14 protein-coding genes are annotated in these 18,990 nt (G+C 72.0%); 9 read left to right on the top strand and 5 right to left on the bottom strand.

Annotated elements, in window-relative coordinates; all coding sequences use genetic code 11:
• Window positions 1-11: 11 nt before the first annotated feature.
• A complete protein-coding gene (locus tag ACFVUT_RS05840) occupies window positions 12-1,283 on the top strand; it encodes a sensor histidine kinase (RefSeq protein WP_389644717.1) in 1,272 nt (423 codons plus the stop codon).
• A gap of 86 nt (window positions 1,284-1,369) precedes the next feature.
• Window positions 1,370-2,020 carry a response regulator gene (locus tag ACFVUT_RS05835; RefSeq protein WP_389644720.1) on the top strand — a complete coding sequence of 217 codons (651 nt, stop codon included), beginning with the start codon at window positions 1,370-1,372 and terminating at the stop codon, window positions 2,018-2,020.
• A 45-nt stretch (window positions 2,021-2,065) separates the two neighbouring features.
• Here the strand turns inward: ACFVUT_RS05835 and glgX are convergent, their stop codons facing one another.
• Window positions 2,066-4,288: a glycogen debranching protein GlgX gene (gene glgX / locus ACFVUT_RS05830; RefSeq protein WP_389644722.1), complete on the bottom strand. Its 2,223-nt coding sequence runs from the start codon at window positions 4,286-4,288 to the stop codon at window positions 2,066-2,068.
• Between the two features lie 348 nt (window positions 4,289-4,636).
• Between glgX and ACFVUT_RS05825 the strand changes: the two genes are divergently transcribed.
• The 6 genes from ACFVUT_RS05825 to ACFVUT_RS05800 all read left to right on the top strand — a co-directional run bounded on the left by ACFVUT_RS05825 (window position 4,637) and on the right by ACFVUT_RS05800 (window position 10,321).
• Entirely contained in the window at window positions 4,637-5,878 is a 1,242-nt protein-coding gene (locus ACFVUT_RS05825; protein ID WP_389644726.1) for an Ig-like domain-containing protein, read from the top strand.
• 93 nt (window positions 5,879-5,971) lie between these two features.
• Entirely contained in the window at window positions 5,972-6,739 is a 768-nt protein-coding gene (locus ACFVUT_RS05820; RefSeq protein ID WP_389644729.1) for an enoyl-CoA hydratase/isomerase family protein, read from the top strand.
• A gap of 251 nt (window positions 6,740-6,990) precedes the next feature.
• Complete coding sequence (locus ACFVUT_RS05815) at window positions 6,991-7,506, top strand: ATP-binding protein (protein ID WP_389644732.1); 516 nt, start codon at window positions 6,991-6,993, stop codon at window positions 7,504-7,506.
• 401 nt (window positions 7,507-7,907) lie between these two features.
• Window positions 7,908-8,729, top strand: a complete 822-nt coding sequence (locus ACFVUT_RS05810; protein ID WP_389644735.1) for a polysaccharide deacetylase family protein — start codon at window positions 7,908-7,910, stop codon at window positions 8,727-8,729.
• Window positions 8,729-9,922 (top strand): hypothetical protein, encoded by a 1,194-nt coding sequence (locus tag ACFVUT_RS05805; protein ID WP_389644737.1) that lies wholly within the window; start codon window positions 8,729-8,731, stop codon window positions 9,920-9,922. The genes ACFVUT_RS05810 and ACFVUT_RS05805 overlap by 1 nt, the downstream gene beginning before the upstream one ends.
• 183 nt (window positions 9,923-10,105) lie before the next feature.
• Window positions 10,106-10,321: an EF-hand domain-containing protein gene (locus tag ACFVUT_RS05800; protein ID WP_389644740.1), complete on the top strand. Its 216-nt coding sequence runs from the start codon at window positions 10,106-10,108 to the stop codon at window positions 10,319-10,321.
• 115 nt (window positions 10,322-10,436) lie between these two features.
• Here the strand turns inward: ACFVUT_RS05800 and ACFVUT_RS05795 are convergent, their stop codons facing one another.
• The 4 genes from ACFVUT_RS05795 to ACFVUT_RS05780 are packed head-to-tail and all read right to left on the bottom strand — an operon-like array spanning window position 10,437 to window position 17,422.
• Complete coding sequence (locus ACFVUT_RS05795) at window positions 10,437-11,921, bottom strand: carboxylesterase/lipase family protein (RefSeq protein WP_389644742.1); 1,485 nt, start codon at window positions 11,919-11,921, stop codon at window positions 10,437-10,439.
• Between the two features lie 9 nt (window positions 11,922-11,930).
• Window positions 11,931-14,438 carry a hypothetical protein gene (locus tag ACFVUT_RS05790; RefSeq protein WP_389644746.1) on the bottom strand — a complete coding sequence of 836 codons (2,508 nt, stop codon included), beginning with the start codon at window positions 14,436-14,438 and terminating at the stop codon, window positions 11,931-11,933.
• Window positions 14,439-14,440: 2 nt separating this feature from the next.
• Complete coding sequence (locus tag ACFVUT_RS05785) at window positions 14,441-15,847, bottom strand: MFS transporter (RefSeq protein WP_389644749.1); 1,407 nt, start codon at window positions 15,845-15,847, stop codon at window positions 14,441-14,443.
• A gap of 42 nt (window positions 15,848-15,889) precedes the next feature.
• On the bottom strand, window positions 15,890-17,422 hold the full coding sequence (locus ACFVUT_RS05780) for a long-chain fatty acid--CoA ligase (protein ID WP_389644751.1): 1,533 nt from the start codon (window positions 17,420-17,422) through the stop codon (window positions 15,890-15,892).
• Between the two features lie 179 nt (window positions 17,423-17,601).
• On the opposite strand from ACFVUT_RS05780, the gene ACFVUT_RS05775 reads away from it, so the two are divergent.
• Complete coding sequence (locus ACFVUT_RS05775; protein ID WP_389644754.1) at window positions 17,602-18,945, top strand: PucR family transcriptional regulator; 1,344 nt, start codon at window positions 17,602-17,604, stop codon at window positions 18,943-18,945.
• Window positions 18,946-18,990 lie beyond the last annotated feature (45 nt).

Raw genomic sequence — 18,990 nt, 5'->3', positions numbered from 1 at the left:
GGGCGGGGGACATGGCGGAGGCGGGTGCGAGCGCCGAGACGACGATCGCGCAGTGGTGGAAACGGTTCTTCCGTTACGGGCCGTACGGCCTGCTCGGCCTCGGTACCGCTGCCTCGGCGGTGAGCGCCGGTCTCATCATGTCCCGCCGGGACGTCCACGTCGCCGCGGTGCTGGTCGTGGTGGCGCTGGTCCTCCAGGTCTGGTGGGGGCGGACCGAACGGAGGGTTGCCCCGCGGTCGCGGGTGGCACGGTTCTACTTCGTCGCCCGCACGTCACTCGCCTTCGGGCTGACCTGGTGCAACCCGTTCTTCTCCATGTTCGCGGTGCTCGGCTACTTCGACGCCGCCCGGCTGCTTCCGCCACGGGCGGTGCGCGCCGGGCTGCTGACCGTCGCCGTCATCATGGCCGCATCGCAGTCCGGCAGCGGACTTCCGCCGGTCACCCTCCTGAACTGGGTCGCCTTCGCCATCCTGTTCGCCGTGCACGCGGCGCTCACCATGGTCTTCGCCCAGATCGGCGACCGCGAGGCCGAACACGCACGCACCCAGGTCGACACCATCACCGCACTGGAGTCCGCCAACGCCCGCCTCGAACAGGCACTGGCGGAGAACGCCGGGCTGCACGCCCAACTCCTCGTCCAGGCACGGGAGGCGGGCGTCGCGGACGAGCGGCGCCGGCTCGCCGCCGAGATCCACGACACGCTCGCGCAGGGCCTGGCCGGCATCATCGCCCAGCTCCAGGTGGTGACCTCGGTCGCGGAGTCCGATCCGGAGCTGGCCCGGCAACACCTCGACCGCGCCGCCGCGCTCGCCCGGCACAGCCTGGGGGAGGCGCGCCGCTCGGTGCACGACCTGGTCCCCGCCGCACTGGAGCACGACGACCTGACGGGCGCGCTGAAGAAGACGGTCGGCGGTTGGGCGGAACGCCACGGCGTCCGGGCCGAGTTCACCGTCACCGGTACGACCGAGCCGGTGCACGACGAGATCGCCGCCACCCTGCTCCGTATCGCCGAGGAGGCCCTCGCCAACGCCGGCCGCCACGCCGGGGCCTCGCGGGCCGGGGTCACCCTGTCCTTCATGGGCGACGAACTCGTCCTGGACGTACGGGACGACGGCTGCGGCTTCGACCCGGCCGCCCTGCCGCCGTACGACGGCCGGGGCGGTTTCGGGCTCGGCGGCATGCGGGCCCGCGCCGAACGCGTCGCGGGCACCGTCGAGGTGGAGACGGAGCCGGGGCGCGGAACGGCCGTCAGCGCACGGGTACCCCTGGTCCCGCACGGCTGATGACCCGTGCGGGCGCACGGGTACCCCTGGTCCCGCACGGGTACCCCTGGTCCCGCACGGCTGATCACCAGTACGGTTGTCCTGCCATGGCTGAGGACTCCGCACGCGTCATCACACTCGTCGTCGTCGACGACCACCCCGTCGTACGGGACGGTCTGCGCGGCATGTTCGATTCGTCCCCCGGCTTCCGGGTCCTCGGCGAGGCGTCGAACGGGGTGGAGGGCGTCGACCTCGTGACCCGGCTCGACCCCGACGTCGTCCTGATGGACCTGCGGATGCCGGGCGGCGGAGGCGTCGCCGCCATCGCCGAACTGACCGGCCGGGGCGCCCGGTCCAAGGTGCTCGTCCTGACCACGTACGACACCGACTCCGACACCCTTCCCGCGATCGAGGCCGGCGCGACCGGCTATCTGCTCAAGGACGCGCCGCGCGACGAACTCTTCACCGCGGTCCGCGCCGCCGCCGACGGCCGCACCGTGCTCTCGCCCGCCGTCGCCTCCCGCCTCGTCTCACGGGTGCGCACCCCGGCGGCCCCGGGCAACGACGCGCTGTCGGCCCGGGAGCGCGAGGTGCTCGAACGCGTCGCGAAGGGCACGTCGAACCGGGCGATAGCCGCCGAGCTGTTCATCAGCGAGGCCACGGTGAAGACCCACCTCACGCATGTCTTCGCGAAACTGGGCGCCAAGGACCGTGCCGCCGCCGTCGCGATCGGCTACGACCGCGGCATCCTCGGCTGACGCGCGGACCCCGGCGCGGACGCGTCGGCGCGCACCGGCCGGGTCTCACTCCCCGACCCGGAGCAGCAGCACCGATCTGGCCGGCACGGTCAGCATCCCGCCGCCCCGGTGGACATCGCCGGGTGCCGCGGCCTGGTCCTCCCGCGAGGTGTCCAGGACCAGTTCGTAACTCCGCGCCCACGGCGGCCCGGGGAGCCGGAAGTCGCAGGCCCGGTGGTCCGCGTGGAGGATCGCCAGAAAGCTGTCGTCCGTGACCTGCTCGCCGCGCGCGTCCCGGCCGGGGATGTCGCGCCCGGAGAGATAGAGCGCGACCGTCGCCGCGGGTGCGTACCAGTCCTCCTCCGTCATCTCCGCGCCGTGCCGGGTGAACCACGCCAGATCCCGCAGCCCGTCCGCCGCCTGCGCCCGACCGGAGAAGAAGGCTCGGCGGCGCAGCACCGGGTGGGTGTGGCGCAGGGTGAGCACACGGGAGGTCAACGCGGTCAGCGCCTGCCACTCGGGCCGGTCGAGCAGGGACCAGTCCAGCCAGCTGACCTCGTTGTCCTGGCAGTACGCGTTGTTGTTGCCGCCCTGCGTACGGCCCATCTCGTCCCCGGCGACCAGCATCGGCACACCTGTCGACAGCAGCAGTGTGGTGAGCAGGTTGCGCAGCTGACGGCGGCGCAGCGCGTTGACGCCGGGGTCGTCGCTCTCACCCTCCGCGCCGCAGTTCCAGGCCCGGTTGTCCGATGTGCCGTCCTGGTTGCCCTCGCCGTTGGCCTCGTTGTGCTTCTGCTCGTAGCTGACCAGGTCCCGCAGGGTGAAGCCGTCGTGCGCGGTGACGAAGTTGACCGAGGCGTACGGGCGCCGGCCGCCCCATGCGTACAGGTCGCTCGACCCGGTCAGCCGGTAGCCGAGATCCCGTACGTCGGGGAGGGCACCGCGCCAGAAGTCCCGGACGGCGTCCCGGTAGCGGTCGTTCCACTCGGTCCACAGCGGCGGGAAGGCGCCCACCTGGTAGCCGCCGTTGCCGACGTCCCACGGTTCCGCGATCAGCTTCACCCGGCGCAGCACCGGGTCCTGGGCGATCACGGCGAGGAACGGGGAGAGCATGTCGACGTCGTGCATCGAGCGGGCCAGGGCGGCTGCCAGGTCGAAGCGGAAGCCGTCCACACCCATCTCCGTGACCCAGTAGCGCAGCGAGTCCGTGATCAGCCTCAGGACGTGCGGCTGGACGACGTGCAGGGTGTTGCCGCAGCCGGTGTAGTCCGCGTACCTGCGGGCGTCCGCCTGGAGGCGGTAGTAGCCGCGGTTGTCGATGCCGCGCAGCGACAGCATCGGGCCCCGTTCGCCCGCCTCCGCCGTGTGGTTGTAGACCACGTCGAGGATCACCTCGATGCCGGCGTCGTGCAGGGCCCGCACCATCCGCTTGAACTCGCCGACCTGCCCGCCCGCGGTCCCGCTCGCCGAGTAGCCGGCGTGCGGGGCGAAGTAGCCGATGGAGTTGTACCCCCAGTAGTTGTGCAGGCCGCGCCGGAGCAGATGGTCCTCATGGGCGAACTGATGCACCGGCAGCAGTTCCACCGCGGTGACGCCGAGCCGCAGCAGGTGCCCGATGGCCGCCGGATGGGCGAGACCGGCGTACGTGCCCCGCAGCTTCTCGGGGATGCCGGGGTGCAGTGCGGTGAAGCCGCGCACATGCAGTTCGTAGATGACGGAGTCCGCCCACGGAGTCTTGGGCCGGCGGTCCTCCGCCCAGGTGTCGTCGTCGTGGACCACGACCCCCTTGGGCACGTACGGTGCGGAGTCCCGTTCGTCGCGCACGGTGTCGGCGACCTGTTGGTGCGGCCAGTCCCTCACATGCCCGTACACCTCGGCCGGGAGGGTGAACGAGCCGTCCACGGCCCGCGCGTACGGATCGAGGAGCAGCTTCGCCGCGTTCCAGCGGGCACCGGTCCAGGGATCCCAGCGGCCGTGCACCCGGTAGCCGTACCGTCGGCCCGGCCGTACGCCCGGTACGAAGCCGTGCCAGATCTCATGGGTCAGCTCGGTCAGCGCGAGGCGCGTCTCGCTGCCGTCCTCGTCGAAGAGACAGAGCTCGACGGCTTCCGCGCCGCCCGCCCAGAGCGCGAAATTGGTGCCCGCGACCCCGTCCGGGCCCACCCGGAAGCGGGCCCCGAGCGGCATCGGGGCACCGGGCCACACGCCGGGCGGCCGCGTCGGCACGGTCCGGGGCGCGACCGGCGTGTCCGTCTCCGCCACTGCTGCCTGCTCGGCTGCGCTCGACACCTGCTCGCCTCCCGCGGCTCGTGGGGACCGGCACCGAAGGGGAGCGCGCGGCGTCCCGGCCGCCGCTCCCCGAGTGTGGCTCTCCCTGGTTCTCCCCCTTTGTTCTGCCCACGCGCGGGCTCGCGCTCACGTTTCGCCCGACCGGCCGTCGGCGGCCTCACGCTGGTGCCGCGTCAGCCGGGTGAGTACCGGAGGAACTTGGGACGGAACGGTGACATCCGTGAGGTCATTGCCTCACGGTCGGTGTGATTATCTTTCGATGAGCGCGCATATGCCGCGCGTGGGGGAGGGACCTGCGGGTTCCCAGGGCCTTGGCGGGGCCGGGCCGTGTGAGGGGAGACGAAGACATTGAACGGGCAGCCGATACCGGGGAGATCGGCCGGGGCGAGCAGTGGGCGACGCGGACGGAGGGCCGCCGGACTGCCGGCCCTGGTGCTGGGCGCGCTGCTGCTGGTGACGGCGTGCGGTGGGGGAGACGACGCCGGCAGCGCGGGCAAGGGGGGCGCGAAGGTCGACGACACCAGCGCCTCGCAGGCCGTGGTGACCGTCGCGCCGAAGGACGGGGCGGACTCCGTCGCGACCAGTGGTGCGCTGAAGATCTCCGCGGAGCAGGGGAAGCTGACCACGGTGAAGGTCTCGGACCCCAAGGGCGCCGAGGTCGAGGGGAAGATCGCGGCGGACGGTGCGAGCTGGGCGCCGGACCACCACCTGGCCGCGGCGACCAAGTACCGGGTCCACGCGATCGCCGAGGACACGAAGGGCCGTGAGTCGGCGAAGGACACCAGCTTCACGACGCTGGTTCCGCAGAACACCTTCATCGGGCAGTACACCCCGGAGGACGGCTCCACGGTCGGCGTCGGCATGCCCGTCTCGATCCACTTCACCCGGGGCATCACCGACCCGGCGGCGGTCGAGAACGCCATCAAGGTGACGGCCGAACCGTCCGTACCGATCGAGGGGCACTGGTTCGGCAACGACCGCCTCGACTTCCGGCCCGAGGAGTACTGGGCCGCCGGTACCAAGGTGACCGTGAAGCTCAACCTCGACGGCGTCGAGGGCCGTCCCGGCGTCTACGGCAAGCAGGCCAAGACGATCTCCTTCACGATCGGCCGCAGGCAGGTCAGCACCGTCGACGCGAGTACGCACCGGATGAAGGTCGTCCGCGACGGCCGGCAGATCAGGGACATCCCGATCTCGGCGGGCGCCCCGGCGACCACCACGTACAACGGTCAGATGGTCATCAGCGAGAAGCTCAAGGTGACCCGGATGAACGGTGACACCGTCGGTTTCGGTGGCGAGTACGACATCAAGGACGTGCCGCACGCGATGCGTCTGTCCACCTCGGGCACCTTCATCCACGGCAACTACTGGGGTGCCTCCAGCATCTTCGGCACGACCAACACCAGCCACGGCTGCGTCGGTCTCCAGGACGTGCGCGGTGCCTGGAGCAAGGAGACCCAGGCGGCCTGGCTCTTCGACAACTCGCTCATCGGCGACGTCGTGGTCGTGCAGAACTCCAAGGACAAGACGATCCAGCCGGACAACGGCCTCAACGGCTGGAACATGTCCTGGTCGGAGTGGATCGCGTAGCTCCTGGCGTACGACTGCGGAGAACGGGCGGGCCCGGTGCTGTGACCAACGGCACCGGGTCCGCCGTCGTTAGCGCCGGTTAACCTGCCTCCCATGACCGTAACCCTCGAAGCAAGTGACGGTGTCGGCACGATCCGACTGGACCGTCCGCCCATGAACGCCCTGGACGCCGGCACCCAGGACCGGCTGCGCGAACTCGCCGAGGAGGCCGCCCGGCGCGACGACGTGCGTGCCGTGGTCCTCTACGGCGGCGAGAAGGTGTTCGCGGCGGGCGCGGACATCAAGGAGATGCGGGCGATGGATCACGCGGCGATGGTCGTACGGTCCACGGCGCTCCAGCAATCCTTCACCGCGGTGGCGCGGATCCCCAAGCCCGTCGTCGCCGCGGTCACCGGCTACGCGCTGGGCGGCGGCTGCGAGCTGGCGCTCTGCGCCGACTTCCGGATCGCCGCCGACAACGCCAGGCTGGGCCAGCCCGAGATCCTGCTGGGAGTGATCCCCGGAGCGGGCGGCACCCAGCGCCTCGCCCGGCTGATCGGCCCCTCCCGCGCCAAGGACCTGATCTTCACGGGCCGTCATGTGAAGGCGGAGGAAGCGCTGGCGCTCGGTCTGGTGGACCGCGTGGTGCCCGCCGCCGAGGTGTACGAGCAGGCGCACGCCTGGGCCGCCCAGCTGGCGGAGGGGCCCGCTCTCGCGCTGCGCGCCGCCAAGGAATCCATCGACGCCGGTCTGGAGACGGACATCGACACCGGGCTCACGATCGAGCGGAACTGGTTCGCGGGTCTGTTCGCCACGGAGGACCGGGAGCGCGGAATGCGCAGCTTCGTGGAGGAGGGGCCGGGCAAGGCCAAATTCCTCTGACCGAAAGCCAGTTGGGCACAGGCTGACGCGTGTTCATCCGTGCGGGCGGATTAGCTGGACCTTAAGAGAACCTTAAGGTCCAGCGGCCCGATGAGGGCCTCAATCCCACTTGAGCGCGCTATCTGTGCAGGTCAGATGGGGTAGGGCGAAGGGCATTCTGCCACTGGCATATGCCTACCGACCTCTGCGGAATGAGCCATTCCGGTGTGTGTATTCCGTCGGAACGGTCCCGGAGGGCCTGCCGGGCGGCCATGATGGTGTGCATGGCGGGCATGGAAGGTGTGGAACAGCCGCGACCGCACAGCGGTGCGACGGCGGCGCGCTGGGTTCCGGCCGTCGAGGACGAACAGGCGTTCAAAGCGCTGGAGTTGTTCGGAAACCCGGCGGAGGGTGAAGTCCGGCTGCCGTCCCGTCCGGAGTCCGCCGGCACCGCCCGGAGGCTCACCTCGTGCGTGGTGCTGCGTCATTGGGCGCTCTCCCCGCAGACCGCCGAGTACGCCGTGCTGCTCGTCTCGGAACTCGTCGGCAACGCGGTGCGGCACACCGGCGCACGAGTCTTCGGGTTACGGATGCTGCGCCGTCGCGGCTGGATCAGGATCGAGGTGCGCGACCCCTCGCGCGGACTGCCGTGCCTGATGCCGGTCCAGGAGATGGACATCAGCGGGCGCGGGCTCTTCCTCGTCGACAAGCTCTCCGACCGCTGGGGGGTGGATCTGCTGCCCCGCGGCAAGACCACCTGGTTCGAGATGCGGATCTCCGACCGCTGACCTCCGGCGGGTCCGGGTCCGTACGCATGAGGGCCCCCGGCGGGTCCGGGCCCGGGCTCGGGTTCGTACACACAGAAGCCCCCGGTCTGCCCTGGTGGGGTGCTTCGGGGGCTGCTGTGTGGGGGCCGTGAAGTGGGGGTGTGTTCACGGCCGCTTGTGACGACCTCGCTCGGGTCGGTGAGGTCGTGACACCGACTATGGCAGACGGGCGACGTCGTCGCCAAAGGTGCAAAAAGGGCATTTGGCGTCAAATTGTGATGTATCGCTTGTGAATCACAGGTGTTATGAGTCACTTGCCTGGAAAACCATGAATATTTATGGGAATCGCTGAATGATTCATCCACGGCACAGGCGTCCCGCGTAAGTATTTTTTACGCATTCCGCCCGTACTGTCTCTGCACATGAACGCTTCCGACCCACCGGTGCGCCGCCGCAGCGCCTTGCGCGCGGGAGCGGGGGCGGCTTTCACCGGCGCACTCACCGCCGGATGCACGGATCGCGGCGCCGCCCCCGGTGGCGCGGCCAGGACCGCCCCGACCGCGGGGAGTCCGAAGAACCCCGTTTCCGGGACCACCCGGACCGCCGCACCACACCCCGCACCGGCCCCGCGCCGATTCCCCGGGCAGCCGGTCCAGATCGAGCACGGCCCCCGCGACCGGGCCCGCGTCGCCCTCACCTTCCACGGCCAGGGCGACCCCGCCATCGCCCGGACCGTGCTCGCCGAGGCCGAACGGGCCCACGCCCGGATCACCGTCCTCGCCGTCGGCAGCTGGCTCGACGAACACCCGGAGATGGCCCGCCGCATCCTCGACGGGGGTCACGACCTCGGCAACCACACCCAGCGCCACGCCGACATCTCCTCGATGGACGAGGCCGCGGCGTACGCGGAGATCACCGGCTGCGCCCAGCGGCTGCGCCGGCTCACCGGCTCCATCGGCACCTGGTTCCGCCCCTCGCGCACCCGGTACGCCACCCCGCTCGTCCAGCGGCTCGCCGCCCGGGCGGGCTATCCGCACGTCCTCTCCTACGACGTGGACTCCCTCGACTTCACCTCGCCCGGAGCCGCGGCCGTGACCCGCAAGGTGGCCGGGGAGATCCGCGACGGATCGGTGGTGAGCCTGCACTTCGGCTACGCCGACACGGTCGCCGCCCTGCCCGTCCTCCTCACCGAAATCGACCGCCGCCGACTGCGCGCGGTGACGACCACGGAGCTGCTGAGCTGATGCGTCCCTCCACCGAACACACCGCGGCCCTGCTCGGGGGCATCCTCCTGGCCGTGCTCACCGGCTGCACCGCCCCCACCGGGAAGGGAAGCGCCGAACCCGTCGGCAGTGAGGCCGCCGCGCCGCTCGCCCGGGCGAGCCGGCCCACACCTCCCGCTCCGCCGGGGCTGCCCGGCATGCCGCCGGTGCTCGACGCCAAGGACGTGTACGCGGCCGACCGGCCCGGAAAGCTCTCCCCGGTCGTCAAGGACTTCCCGTCCCGGATCTACGTCCCCAACACCAACTCCGACACGGTGTCGGTGATCGACCCCGCGACGTACAAGGTCATCAAGACCATCAAGGTCGGGCGCCAGCCGCAGCACGTCGTCCCGTCCTGGGACCTGAAGACCCTCTGGGTCAACAACGACCTCGGTGACAGCCTCACGCCCATCGACCCCGCCACCGGCCGGGTGGGCCGCGCCGTGCCCGTCTCCGACCCGTACAACCTCTACTTCACTCCCGACGGCAAGTACGCCGTGGTCATGGCCTCGATGGACCGCGAACTGGTCTTCCGCGACGCCCACACCATGAAGACGGCCAAGACCGTCCCGGTCGACTGCTCGGGCGTCAACCACGCCGACTTCACCACGGACGGCCGGTACTTCATCGTCTCCTGCGAGTTCTCCGGCGAACTCCTCAAGGTCGACACGGCGCGGATGAAGGTCGTCGGCCGGCAGAAGCTCCCGTTCAAGGGCGCGATGCCGCAGGACGTGAAACTGTCACCCGACGGCTCCACGTTCTACATCGCGGACATGGTCGCGAACGGGGTGTGGGTGCTGGACGGGAAGAAGTTCACCACTCCGAAGCTGATGCCCACCGGCAAGGGCGCCCACGGCCTCTACGTCAGCCGCGACTCCAAGGAGATGTACATCTCCAACCGGGGTGAGGGCACCATCTCCGTCTTCGACTTCGCACAGCGCAAGCCGGTGAAGAAGTGGCGTCTGCCCGGCGGCGGCAGCCCCGACATGGGCGGCGTCTCGGCGGACGGCAGGACCCTCTGGCTGAGCGGTCGTTACGACTCCGAGGTGTACGCGATCGACACGGCCGACGGCAGACAGCTCGCCCGGATCCCGGTGGGCAGCGGCCCGCACGGACTCGCGGTCTACCCGCAGCCGGGCCGCTACTCGCTGGGGCACACCGGCGTCTTCCGCTGACGGCCCGTCGCCGGACACGGACCGGAGCAGGAGGCGCGATCCCGGGCGGCAGACAGCCGTCCGTGGACGGACCACCGGCCGCCGGGACCGCCATCCGCCGCGCCCGTTAATCTGACCCCCGTCAATCGAACACGGGTCAGGCACTGGTCAGGTACTGGTCAGGCATGACGAAGGGGCGGAACCATGGCGGACATCGAGTCGGCGCGCACGGCATTCAAGCGGTTCGATCTGAACGGCGACGGGCTGATATCGGCCGTCGAGTACAAGAGCGTGATGGCTCAGCTCGGTGACCCCTACGTCACCGAGCCGGTGGCCCAGGCCGTCATCAACGCGCACGACGCCAACGGCGACGGGCTCCTCACGTTCGAGGAGTTCTGGGCGGCGCAGAACAAGGGCTGACGGCCGGGAGACCCCCCGGCCCCCGGCCTCTGGGATCCCCGGCCCCGGCTCCTGGATCCCCGGCCCTCGGCCTGCGGGTCGGGGGCCGAAAGCCGCGCCGCAGTCAGGGCCCCCGTCACTTCCTCCGGTACGGCGCCCAGCCGCGCAGCTCCTCGTCACGCGGGGCGCGCACCACGGCGGGCGCTCCGGGGCCGAAACCCATCACCGGGCGGGTCGTGTCCCAGGCGGGCCAGCCGGGATCGCCGGAGGCGGCGAACCGTACCCACGCCGTGTGCATCGCGTCGGCCAGCTCCTGCGGGGCGTCCTCGCCTGCCAGTGCCACCGCGTCGGGCCGGTCCAGCGTGTCGAAGACGAAGCCGATCTCCAGCGCGTGACAGGCGCCCAGCCTCAGCACGGGCGACGGCCAGCCGAACTCGTAGAGGTGGGTGCTTCCCGGGGCGCCGGACCGGGCGTCGGCCATCCGGTTCAACGGGACGCGCAGCAGCAGATCGGTGGCCAGCGCGCCGAGCAGCTCACCCGGTGTGGCACCGGGCCGGTTCGCGCGATAGGTGCGCGCGGTGGCGCCGGGCACCCTGAACTTCAGCAGCGCCAGCCGCAGTTTCGTCGCGGACAGCCCCTCCGTCAGACCGCTCGGCACGAACCAGAGCCGGTACTCCTCACTGTTCGCGCCCATCAGCAGATCGACGTCGTCCGCGGCGCCGTCCAGCAGCGCTTCGAGCGGATCGCGGGGCACCAGGTCGCCGTCCACCACGATCTGGAACGAGTTCCCGCCGGTCAGCGGTGAGCCGCCGGACGTCACCTCGGTCTGCGCCGTCAGGAGCCGTTCCGGGTCCACCCCGGCCAGCGCCCCGGCCGTCGCGGCGACCCCCAGCCGCTTGGCGACCAGCTCCGTCGTACGGCGGGCGGCGGCGTCCAGCGGCAGCGCGGTCGGCGCGCCGCTCTGCAGCACCGCGCGCCGGAACAGGCCCTTGGCGCGCGGGGCGGTCAGCAGGGCGCCGATGCTGATGGCACCCGCCGACTCGCCGCACAGCGTGACCCGGTCCGGATCGCCGCCGAACGCCGCGATGTTGTCCCGCACCCAGGCCAGCGCCGCGAGCTGGTCGAGCAGCCCGCGGTTGGCGGGCGCGTCCGGGAACACCCCGAACCCCTCGATGCCCAGCCGGTAGTTGACCGACACGAGGACCACACCGTCACGGGCGAACGCCGCCCCGTCGTACAGCGGCACCGCCGACGAGCCGTGCAGCAGCGAACCGCCGTGGATCCAGACGAGGACGGGCAGCCCGGTACGGGCCGGGAACGGTGTCCACACATTGAGGTTGAGGCAGTCGTCGCCCGGCACGTCGGGATCGGGCAGCAGCCGGTCCAGCGGCGGGGAGTACGGCCGCTTGGGCGCGGTCGGCCCGAACGACACCGCGTCCCGCACCCCCTCCCAGGACTCGGGCGGCTGAGGGGCGCGGAAACGGTGCTCGCCGACCGGTGCGGCCGCGTACGGGATGCCGCGGAAGACGGCGACGCCCTGTTCCAGCGTGCCACGCACCACCCCGTGGACTGTGCTGACCTGCGGTGATGTTTCGGATATGGGAGTGGGTGCGGCAGTCATGAGGTGGCTTCAGCCCTTCTGTGGTGCTCGTGCTGACGGTGCTGGCGGTGCTGACGGTGCGGTCGTGGCGAGTGCGACGGTGGACGAGCCGGACGGATGGCGGGTGAGCGAGCCGTCCGGGTGCAGCACCTCCACCGGCACCGGTGACTCGATATGTACCCGTTGCCCGGTCGCGTCGACCCGGACGAGACCCTGTGGAGTCGGCACCGCGCCCCGCGCACCGGACAGCGTGCCGAGCCGCGGGGCGACACGCACCCGGGTGTAGCCGGGCTCGGCCGGGGTCACGCCGAGCGTGTACACCAGCAGATCACGGCTGGGCGTGGCCGACCATCCGTGGCAGTACGAACCGCCCTCCCAGCACTCACGGAACGCGGAACCGCCGGTCCTCAGCAGCGCCGTCCAGTCGCGGCACAGCCCCTCGATCCGGTCGGCGGCGCCCAGCAGGGCCAGCGCGTCGTGCACGACGTAGCGGAAGAACGGCTGCGCCCCCACGACGAGCCGCTCGGTGTCCCAGTCGGGCCCGTCCCGGTCCGTCACGGGCGCCGAGGCGGTGGGGCCACCGGTGTCGCTGCCCCGGTGGCCCATCGGCGACCGGGTGAACATCGACGCCCGGTCCAGCAGCAGCTCCCGTACGACGGACCTCCGTCCGGGCGGCACCAGATCCGCGCAGACGGCCGCCGCGTGGGTGTGCTCGCTGACCGACGTACCGAGGCGCCCGTCGTGCAGATGGTCGCGGTAGGCGCCCCGCGCCTCGTCCCAGAACACCTCGAAGCCGGCCGCCACCCCCTGGTGCAGCGCGCGTGCCCAGCGCGCCCGGCCCAGGTCCCCGAGCCACTCGGCCATCTCCGCGAAATCGAGGAGCGCCCGCGCCCACAGCGCGTTCAGCGCCGCGCAGGCGCCCGTCACCTGTACGGGCGACCAGTCGATCAGCACCCAGCCGGGCACCTCGTGCAGCAGACCGTCCGGGCGCCAGAACGGCAGGAACCAGCGCAGCACCGGCTCCGCGGCCGACATCAGCCCGGCCACCAGCTCGCGGTCACCGGTGCAGCGGTACAGCTGGTGCACGGACCGCACCCAGTGCAGCGCCCAGTCGGGAATCGTGGGGATCGGATCGCGGGCGAAGTCGCCGGCGGCCACCATCCGCAGCATGCCGTCCGGCCGGGGCTGCGCGGCCAACTGGGGATGCCAGCGGGCCAGGCTCCAGTCCGGGTTGGTGACCAGGTCGACCGACTGGTGGACGACCGAGTCGCCGGTCCAGGCGCGCTGTTCACGGGTGGGGCAGTCGAGATAGGCGTCCTGTGCGGTGAGGTCGACCGTGCGCAGCCCCACCCGGTGGATCTCGTTCAGCTCCGGGTCGTCGCAGTCGAAGTACGGTCCTTCCGGGCGGGGCCGCAGCCGCTCGCGCACCTGGACCGGCCCGAGCCGCACGCTCCCGGTGCCCCGCACGGTGAGCAGGGCGTACCGTCCGCCGGCCGGATCGCCCGTCTCGAAGACGTCGTCGTGGCCGCGTGTCGTGTACCGGAAGGTGTTGGCGGCGTCGAGGGCCGCGTGCGTGGGGAGTTCGGCGAGGGCGCCGCAGATCTCGGTGCCGGGCGCCGCCTCGGCCGTGAGGCGCAGATGACCGGCGACGATCCGGCCGAAGTCGACGACCAGGAGCACCGGGCCCGCGTCGAGGTCGTACCGGGTGTCCGGCGAGGTGGCGGTCGTGCCGGTCGCGGCCTCGGTGACGGCCGCGACGAGGGCGTGGCGGGGATCGCCCGGGATCTCCCGGCGGAGCGGCGCCGTCCGCGTGGACACGGCGTCCCGCACGGTCTCGGCGAGCTGGGGGACCGGGCGGGGGAGCAGGGCCCCGAAGGGCTCCGAATCCGGCCGGGTACCGGTCTTCGGACCCACCACGGCACGGGTGGACAGCACCCGCGCGGGGAGCCAGCCGCCGCCTTCGTCGCCGGCCGCCACGGTCCAGTCCGGGTCGAGGAGACGCCCGTCGAGCAACTCGGGTGTCTGGGTGACCAGTTGCGAGTGCGGGCGGCACGGCGTCCAGGCGTCGCCCGTACGGTACGTCCAGGAGGCGTCCGTGACGATCCACCGGTCGGCGGCGAGCCTCAGCTCGGCGACCACCGAACCCCCACCGAGCTCATACGTCCACGGCGACGGCTCCCACCACGGCACCGCGTGCCCGTAGTACCGCGCGAGCACGGCGACGGTGTTGCGCCCCGGACGCAGCAGCGGCGCGGCGTCCCCGGTGTCGTAGTGGAGCATCCGCGGACCGTGCCGGACCGGTCCGCGTGCCACCTCCGTGCCGTTCACGTACAGCACATGCCGGGAGTCCGACGTGATGCGGAACGGTGCCGAACCGGGGACGTCCGTCAGCTCGAAGGCGCGACGCAGCAGCACGCGCCGGTCGTACACCTCCGGATCGGGCGCCCCCAGCATCGAATCCGGCCCCGGCGGGGTGACGCCGCTCTCCCCGCCCCAGATCCACTGTCCGCGCCAGGCGCCCCAGGTGTGCTCACTCATCGTCAGTCCTCTTGCTGTGCGGGGGAGGCCGACCGGCGGGCGGTCAGGTCCTCCGTGATCCGTGCCGAGACGCGGCGGGTGATCGGATAGGTCAGGAACACCAGCCCGCCGAGCACGGTGAGCGCCAGCGGCACCCCGGCCTGGGCGTAGCGGATTCCGTCCATCGCCCGTTCCGACTGGTCGGCGTGCGCCACATAGCCGAACAGGCCCAGGCAGTACGCGGTGGCGGCGCCGCCGAGCCCGCCACCCGCCTTGGCGGCGAACGAGGCCAGGGAGGCCAGCGCACCCTCGGCACGATGGCCGTGGCGCCATTCGACGTGGTCGGTCAGCTCGGCGAGCAGCACGTAGTTGAGTGTGACCGCGGCCCCCGTGCCGAGCCCCGCGACGGCCAGACAGGCCATGATCGCCGGCACCCTGTCGTACGGGACGAGCAGCAGCACCCCGTTGCCGCACGCGGCGACGGCCAGCGCGCCCAGATAGACGGACTTCCCGCCGAGACGGCGTGCCAGCACGGGCGCGACGACACTTCCCCCGGCCATCGGGACCGTCATCACCAGGGCGGCCACGGACACCAGCCCCTTGTCGCCCACGTTGTAGAGGAAGTAGAAGGGCAGGCCGGCGAGCGTCGCCGCGCCGGCCGCCGAGGTCGCCACCTTCGCCGTAAGCAGCACGGCCACCGACCGGCCCCCGGTGAAGATCCGCAGCAGGTCGCGGACCCCGTAGCGGTCGGCGCGGGTGGGCCGCACCCGCTCCCGTACGCCGAGTGCGGCAGTCGCCGTCAGCGCCACGGACACGACGGCGAGAACCGTCGCGCAGACCAGCCAGCCGGTGCGTTCCGAGTCGAACAGGCCGACGGCCGGCAGGGCCGCGGCGACGACGAGCATGCTGCCCAGGAGGTAGGTGAACCCCTTGACGGAGGCGAGCGTCCCGCGCTCCGTCCGATCCGACGTCATGGCCGGAAGCAGGGAGTTGAGCGGGATGTCCATGGCCGGGAAGGCGAAGCCCCAGAACAGGTAGACGGCCCATGCGACGGCCAGCGGCGCCGGCAGCAGCGCCGGGCCGAGGAAGAGCGCGACGAAGCCGATGCCGCCGAGCACTCCGCCGATGAGCAGATACGTACGGAAGCGGCCGCGGCGGGTCACGGGCAGATGATCGACGGTGTACCCGACGAACGGGTCCACGAGACTGTCGACGATCCGTACGACCAGGAGCAACGTGCCGACGGCGGCCGCGGCCAGTCCCAGGACATCGGTGAGGTAGAGCAGCAGGAACGAGCTGATGGTGGTGGACAGCAGGATGTTGCCGAGGTTGCCCGCGAAGAAGCTGAGCTTCTCGGTGAGGGGCAGGCGCCGGCCGGAGGGACCGTCTTCGGTGGCGACGGCGGCGAGCGGGCGTGCGGGGGCGGTCATGGCGGACGTGGCTCCGGTCTTCGTGCGTCGCGGCTCGATGGATCAGGAGGAGGCCGTCAGCGCCCGCTTGAGGACCTTGCCGGTCGGGCCGAGCGGCAGCGTCTCGGTGAACCGCACGATCCGCGGGTACTTGTGCCGCCCGAGCCGGTCCCGGGACCAGGCGATCACGTCCTCCTCCGTCACCGCACCCGCGTCCGCGCGCAGCACGACGACCGCGCAGACCTCCTCGCCGCGCGCCTCGTCCGGCACACCGATCACCGCAGCCTCGGAGATCGCCGGATGACGCACCAGCACCTCCTCGACCTCACGCGGATAGATGTTGAAGCCGCCCCGGATGACCAGGTCCTTCTTCCGGTCGACGATGCTCAGGAAGCCGTCCTCGTCCCGCACCCCGAGATCCCCGGTGCGGAACCAGCCGTCGACCACCGCGGCGGCGGTCGCCTCCGGGTCGTCGAGGTACCCCGCGAAGATGTTGTGGCCGCGCACCACGACCTCGCCGACCTCCCCGTCCGGCAGCCGCACCACGGCGTCCTCGACCGCCGCGTCCGCGACCGCGATCTCCACGCCCCACACCGGGTGGCCGACCGTGCCGGGGCGCCGGCCGAGCCGCGGCTGGTTGAAGGTGGCGACGGGGGAGGTCTCGGTCAGTCCGTAACCCTCCAGGACCTGCGTCGCGAAGGTCTCCTCGAAGCGTTCGAGCACGGCGACGGGGAGCGCGGCGCCGCCCGAGACGGCCGCGCGGAGGGTGGGACGACGCTCCGCGGTGTCCCGCTCCGTGGTGTCCCGCTCCGTGGTGTCCCGCGCCGCGACGTCCTTCGCCGCCTCGACGAGCGCGTGATACATCGTCGGTACGCCCATGAAGACGCTCACGCCCTCGGCGGCCAGCAGCTCCAGGGCGCCCGCGCCGCTGAAGCGCGGCATGAGGACGAGCGTGGCCCCGGCCCGCAGCGTCGCGTTCATCGCGCAGGTCTGCCCGTAGCTGTGGAACAGCGGCAGACAGCCCAGGACCACGTCGTCGCCGTCCAGGTCCAGCAGGTCGTGGGCGACCACGGAGGCGTTCATCACGATGTTGAGGTGGGTGAGCAGCGCCCCCTTCGGCCGCCCGGTCGTGCCGCTCGTGTACAGGATCACCGCGGTGGCGTCCGGCGCCGCGGGCTCCGGCGCGGGCAGCGGCTCGCCACCCGCCGGAACACCGCGCAGCGCCCGTACCCCCGCCGCACGCGCCCCTTCCTCCGCCACCGGCCACAGCGGCCCCCCGCTGATCAGCGTGACGGAACCGCTGTGCCGCAGGACGTACGCCACCTCGTCGGCCACCAGCAGCCCGTGCACGGGCACGACCGTCGCTCCGGCGGCGAGCGCCCCGTAGTACGTGTACAGGAAGTCCGCCGTATTGGGCAGCAGCACCGCCACCCGGTCCCCCGGCCGCACCCCGGACGCCCGCAGCGCGCCCGCACAGCTCAGCGCGCGGGACCACAGCTCCCGGTAGGTGATCCGGGTGCCCGAGTCGACCACGGCGACCCGGTCGGGGCACGTACGGGCGGATTCACCGAGGACAGAGGCGACGCTGAGAAACATGACACGCTCCAGGAAACATGGCGTTTACACGGCTGCTGCTGCTCAGAATCAGCCGCCGCCCCGTCGCCGGGCAATGTGCAGACGCCCACCATGTGCGTCGGCCACCTGGGCAGCGGCCCCTCACGGGGGTGCACGGCAAGGCATCCGCCCAACAGGAGGGGCGGCGTTAACCTTCCGGCATGGCGGACAATCCCGGAGCCCGGCCCCCTCGCACCGACGATCCCGGCAGCGGCAGCGGCAGTGGAGGCGGGGGAAGCGGCAGCGGCAGTGGTGCCGACGGCGAGCTGCGCCGCGCCCTGGCCGTCGCCCTGCTGCCGGGGATCGACGACCTGACGCGGCGGGTCGTCGCCGACATCCACGCCCACAGCGGCACGTATGCCTCGGGCGCGCCCGTCAGCCGGGAGGATCTGTGGGAGATCTGCCGCGACAACCTGCTGCGGGCACTGGAGGACTTCGGCGGACTGCCGTCCAGCAGGGGCGACTTCGAGTACGCGGCGCGCGAGACGGGGCGGCGGCGCGCGGAGCAGAACGTACCGCTGGACACCGTGCTCCAGGCCTACCGGCGCGGCGGCCGGGTGATGTGGCAGGTGATGGCGGAGCACCTGCGGGCGGCACGGGCGGGCGGGGCCGGGCGGGGACAGGGCCTCGTGGGCGCGGTCGCGGGCGACCGGGACAGCGAGCTCGACATGGCGGGCGCGGTGTGGGAGACCATCGACCGCTACTCGCTCGTGATGGCGGAGTCGTACCGGCTGACCCAGGTGGAGATGCAGGGGCGCCAGGACACGCGCCGCGTCGCTCTCTTCGAGGCGCTCCTCGACGGGCGCGGGGACGATCCGGCGGTCGCCGCGGCGGCATCCGCCGCGCTCGGTGTACCGGTCGTGGACCGGTATGTCGTCGTCGCCGCCGCCCAGGACCCGGCGGCACCGCCCAACCCGGCGCCCGTCCTCGACGACCACGGGATCTGGTCCTTCTGGCGGCCGAGATCGGGCCGGTACGCGGGAATCGTGCGGCTGGCGGCGGGGGAGTCCGGCGTGCTGCTCGACCTGCTGCGCGACCGCACCGGCGCCACCGCGGGCGTGTCACCGGAGTTCGACCGGCTCGCCCGGGCGGGCCGGGCCCTGCGGCTGGCCGAGCAGGCCCTGCGCACGCTCCCCGCCGGAAGCGGCGAGGTGGCGGCGTTCGACGACCGGCTGGCGGAGGTCCTCCTCGTCGGCCGGCCGGAGATCGCCGAGCGTATCGTCGCCACGCAACTGGGCGCCGTCCTGGACGCGTCCGCCGAAGCAGACGCGCTCCTCAGCACCCTCCGGGTCTGGCTCGACAACGGCTGCTCGGCGGCGCGCGCCGCCGAGCAGCTCTACTGTCACCGCAACACCGTCCTGAACCGGATCGGCCGGATCGCCGAACTCACCGGCCGCAGCGCCGAGTCGGGCGAGGCCCGGCTGGGGTGGGCACTGGCCCTCAGGGCGCTGCCGCTGAGGGACACCGACGGCGAACCGGCGGCCGGGGACGGCCGTTCGGGCTGAGCGAGGGGCGGGGTGCCGTGCTCCGTCGGCCGTTCGGGCCGAATG

Source organism: Streptomyces sp. NPDC058051, assembly GCF_042885475.1.
GTDB lineage: Bacteria > Actinomycetota > Actinomycetes > Streptomycetales > Streptomycetaceae > Streptomyces.
This window is presented reverse-complemented; position numbering and strand designations above follow the sequence as displayed.

What these genes read in the sequence shown, in the direction of transcription:
- ACFVUT_RS05785 (WP_389644749.1), bottom strand. Translation starts at nt 15,847, where the DNA reads ATGACCGCCCCCGCACGCCCGCTCGCCGCCGTCGCCACCGAAGACGGT.
- ACFVUT_RS05780 (WP_389644751.1), bottom strand. Translation starts at nt 17,422, where the DNA reads ATGTTTCTCAGCGTCGCCTCTGTCCTCGGTGAATCCGCCCGTACGTGC.
- ACFVUT_RS05775 (WP_389644754.1), top strand. Translation starts at nt 17,602, where the DNA reads ATGGCGGACAATCCCGGAGCCCGGCCCCCTCGCACCGACGATCCCGGC.
- ACFVUT_RS05820 (WP_389644729.1), top strand. Translation starts at nt 5,972, where the DNA reads ATGACCGTAACCCTCGAAGCAAGTGACGGTGTCGGCACGATCCGACTG.
- ACFVUT_RS05800 (WP_389644740.1), top strand. Translation starts at nt 10,106, where the DNA reads ATGGCGGACATCGAGTCGGCGCGCACGGCATTCAAGCGGTTCGATCTG.
- ACFVUT_RS05795 (WP_389644742.1), bottom strand. Translation starts at nt 11,921, where the DNA reads ATGACTGCCGCACCCACTCCCATATCCGAAACATCACCGCAGGTCAGC.
- ACFVUT_RS05840 (WP_389644717.1), top strand. Translation starts at nt 12, where the DNA reads ATGGCGGAGGCGGGTGCGAGCGCCGAGACGACGATCGCGCAGTGGTGG.
- ACFVUT_RS05815 (WP_389644732.1), top strand. Translation starts at nt 6,991, where the DNA reads ATGATGGTGTGCATGGCGGGCATGGAAGGTGTGGAACAGCCGCGACCG.
- ACFVUT_RS05790 (WP_389644746.1), bottom strand. Translation starts at nt 14,438, where the DNA reads ATGAGTGAGCACACCTGGGGCGCCTGGCGCGGACAGTGGATCTGGGGC.
- ACFVUT_RS05810 (WP_389644735.1), top strand. Translation starts at nt 7,908, where the DNA reads ATGAACGCTTCCGACCCACCGGTGCGCCGCCGCAGCGCCTTGCGCGCG.
- ACFVUT_RS05835 (WP_389644720.1), top strand. Translation starts at nt 1,370, where the DNA reads ATGGCTGAGGACTCCGCACGCGTCATCACACTCGTCGTCGTCGACGAC.
- ACFVUT_RS05805 (WP_389644737.1), top strand. Translation starts at nt 8,729, where the DNA reads ATGCGTCCCTCCACCGAACACACCGCGGCCCTGCTCGGGGGCATCCTC.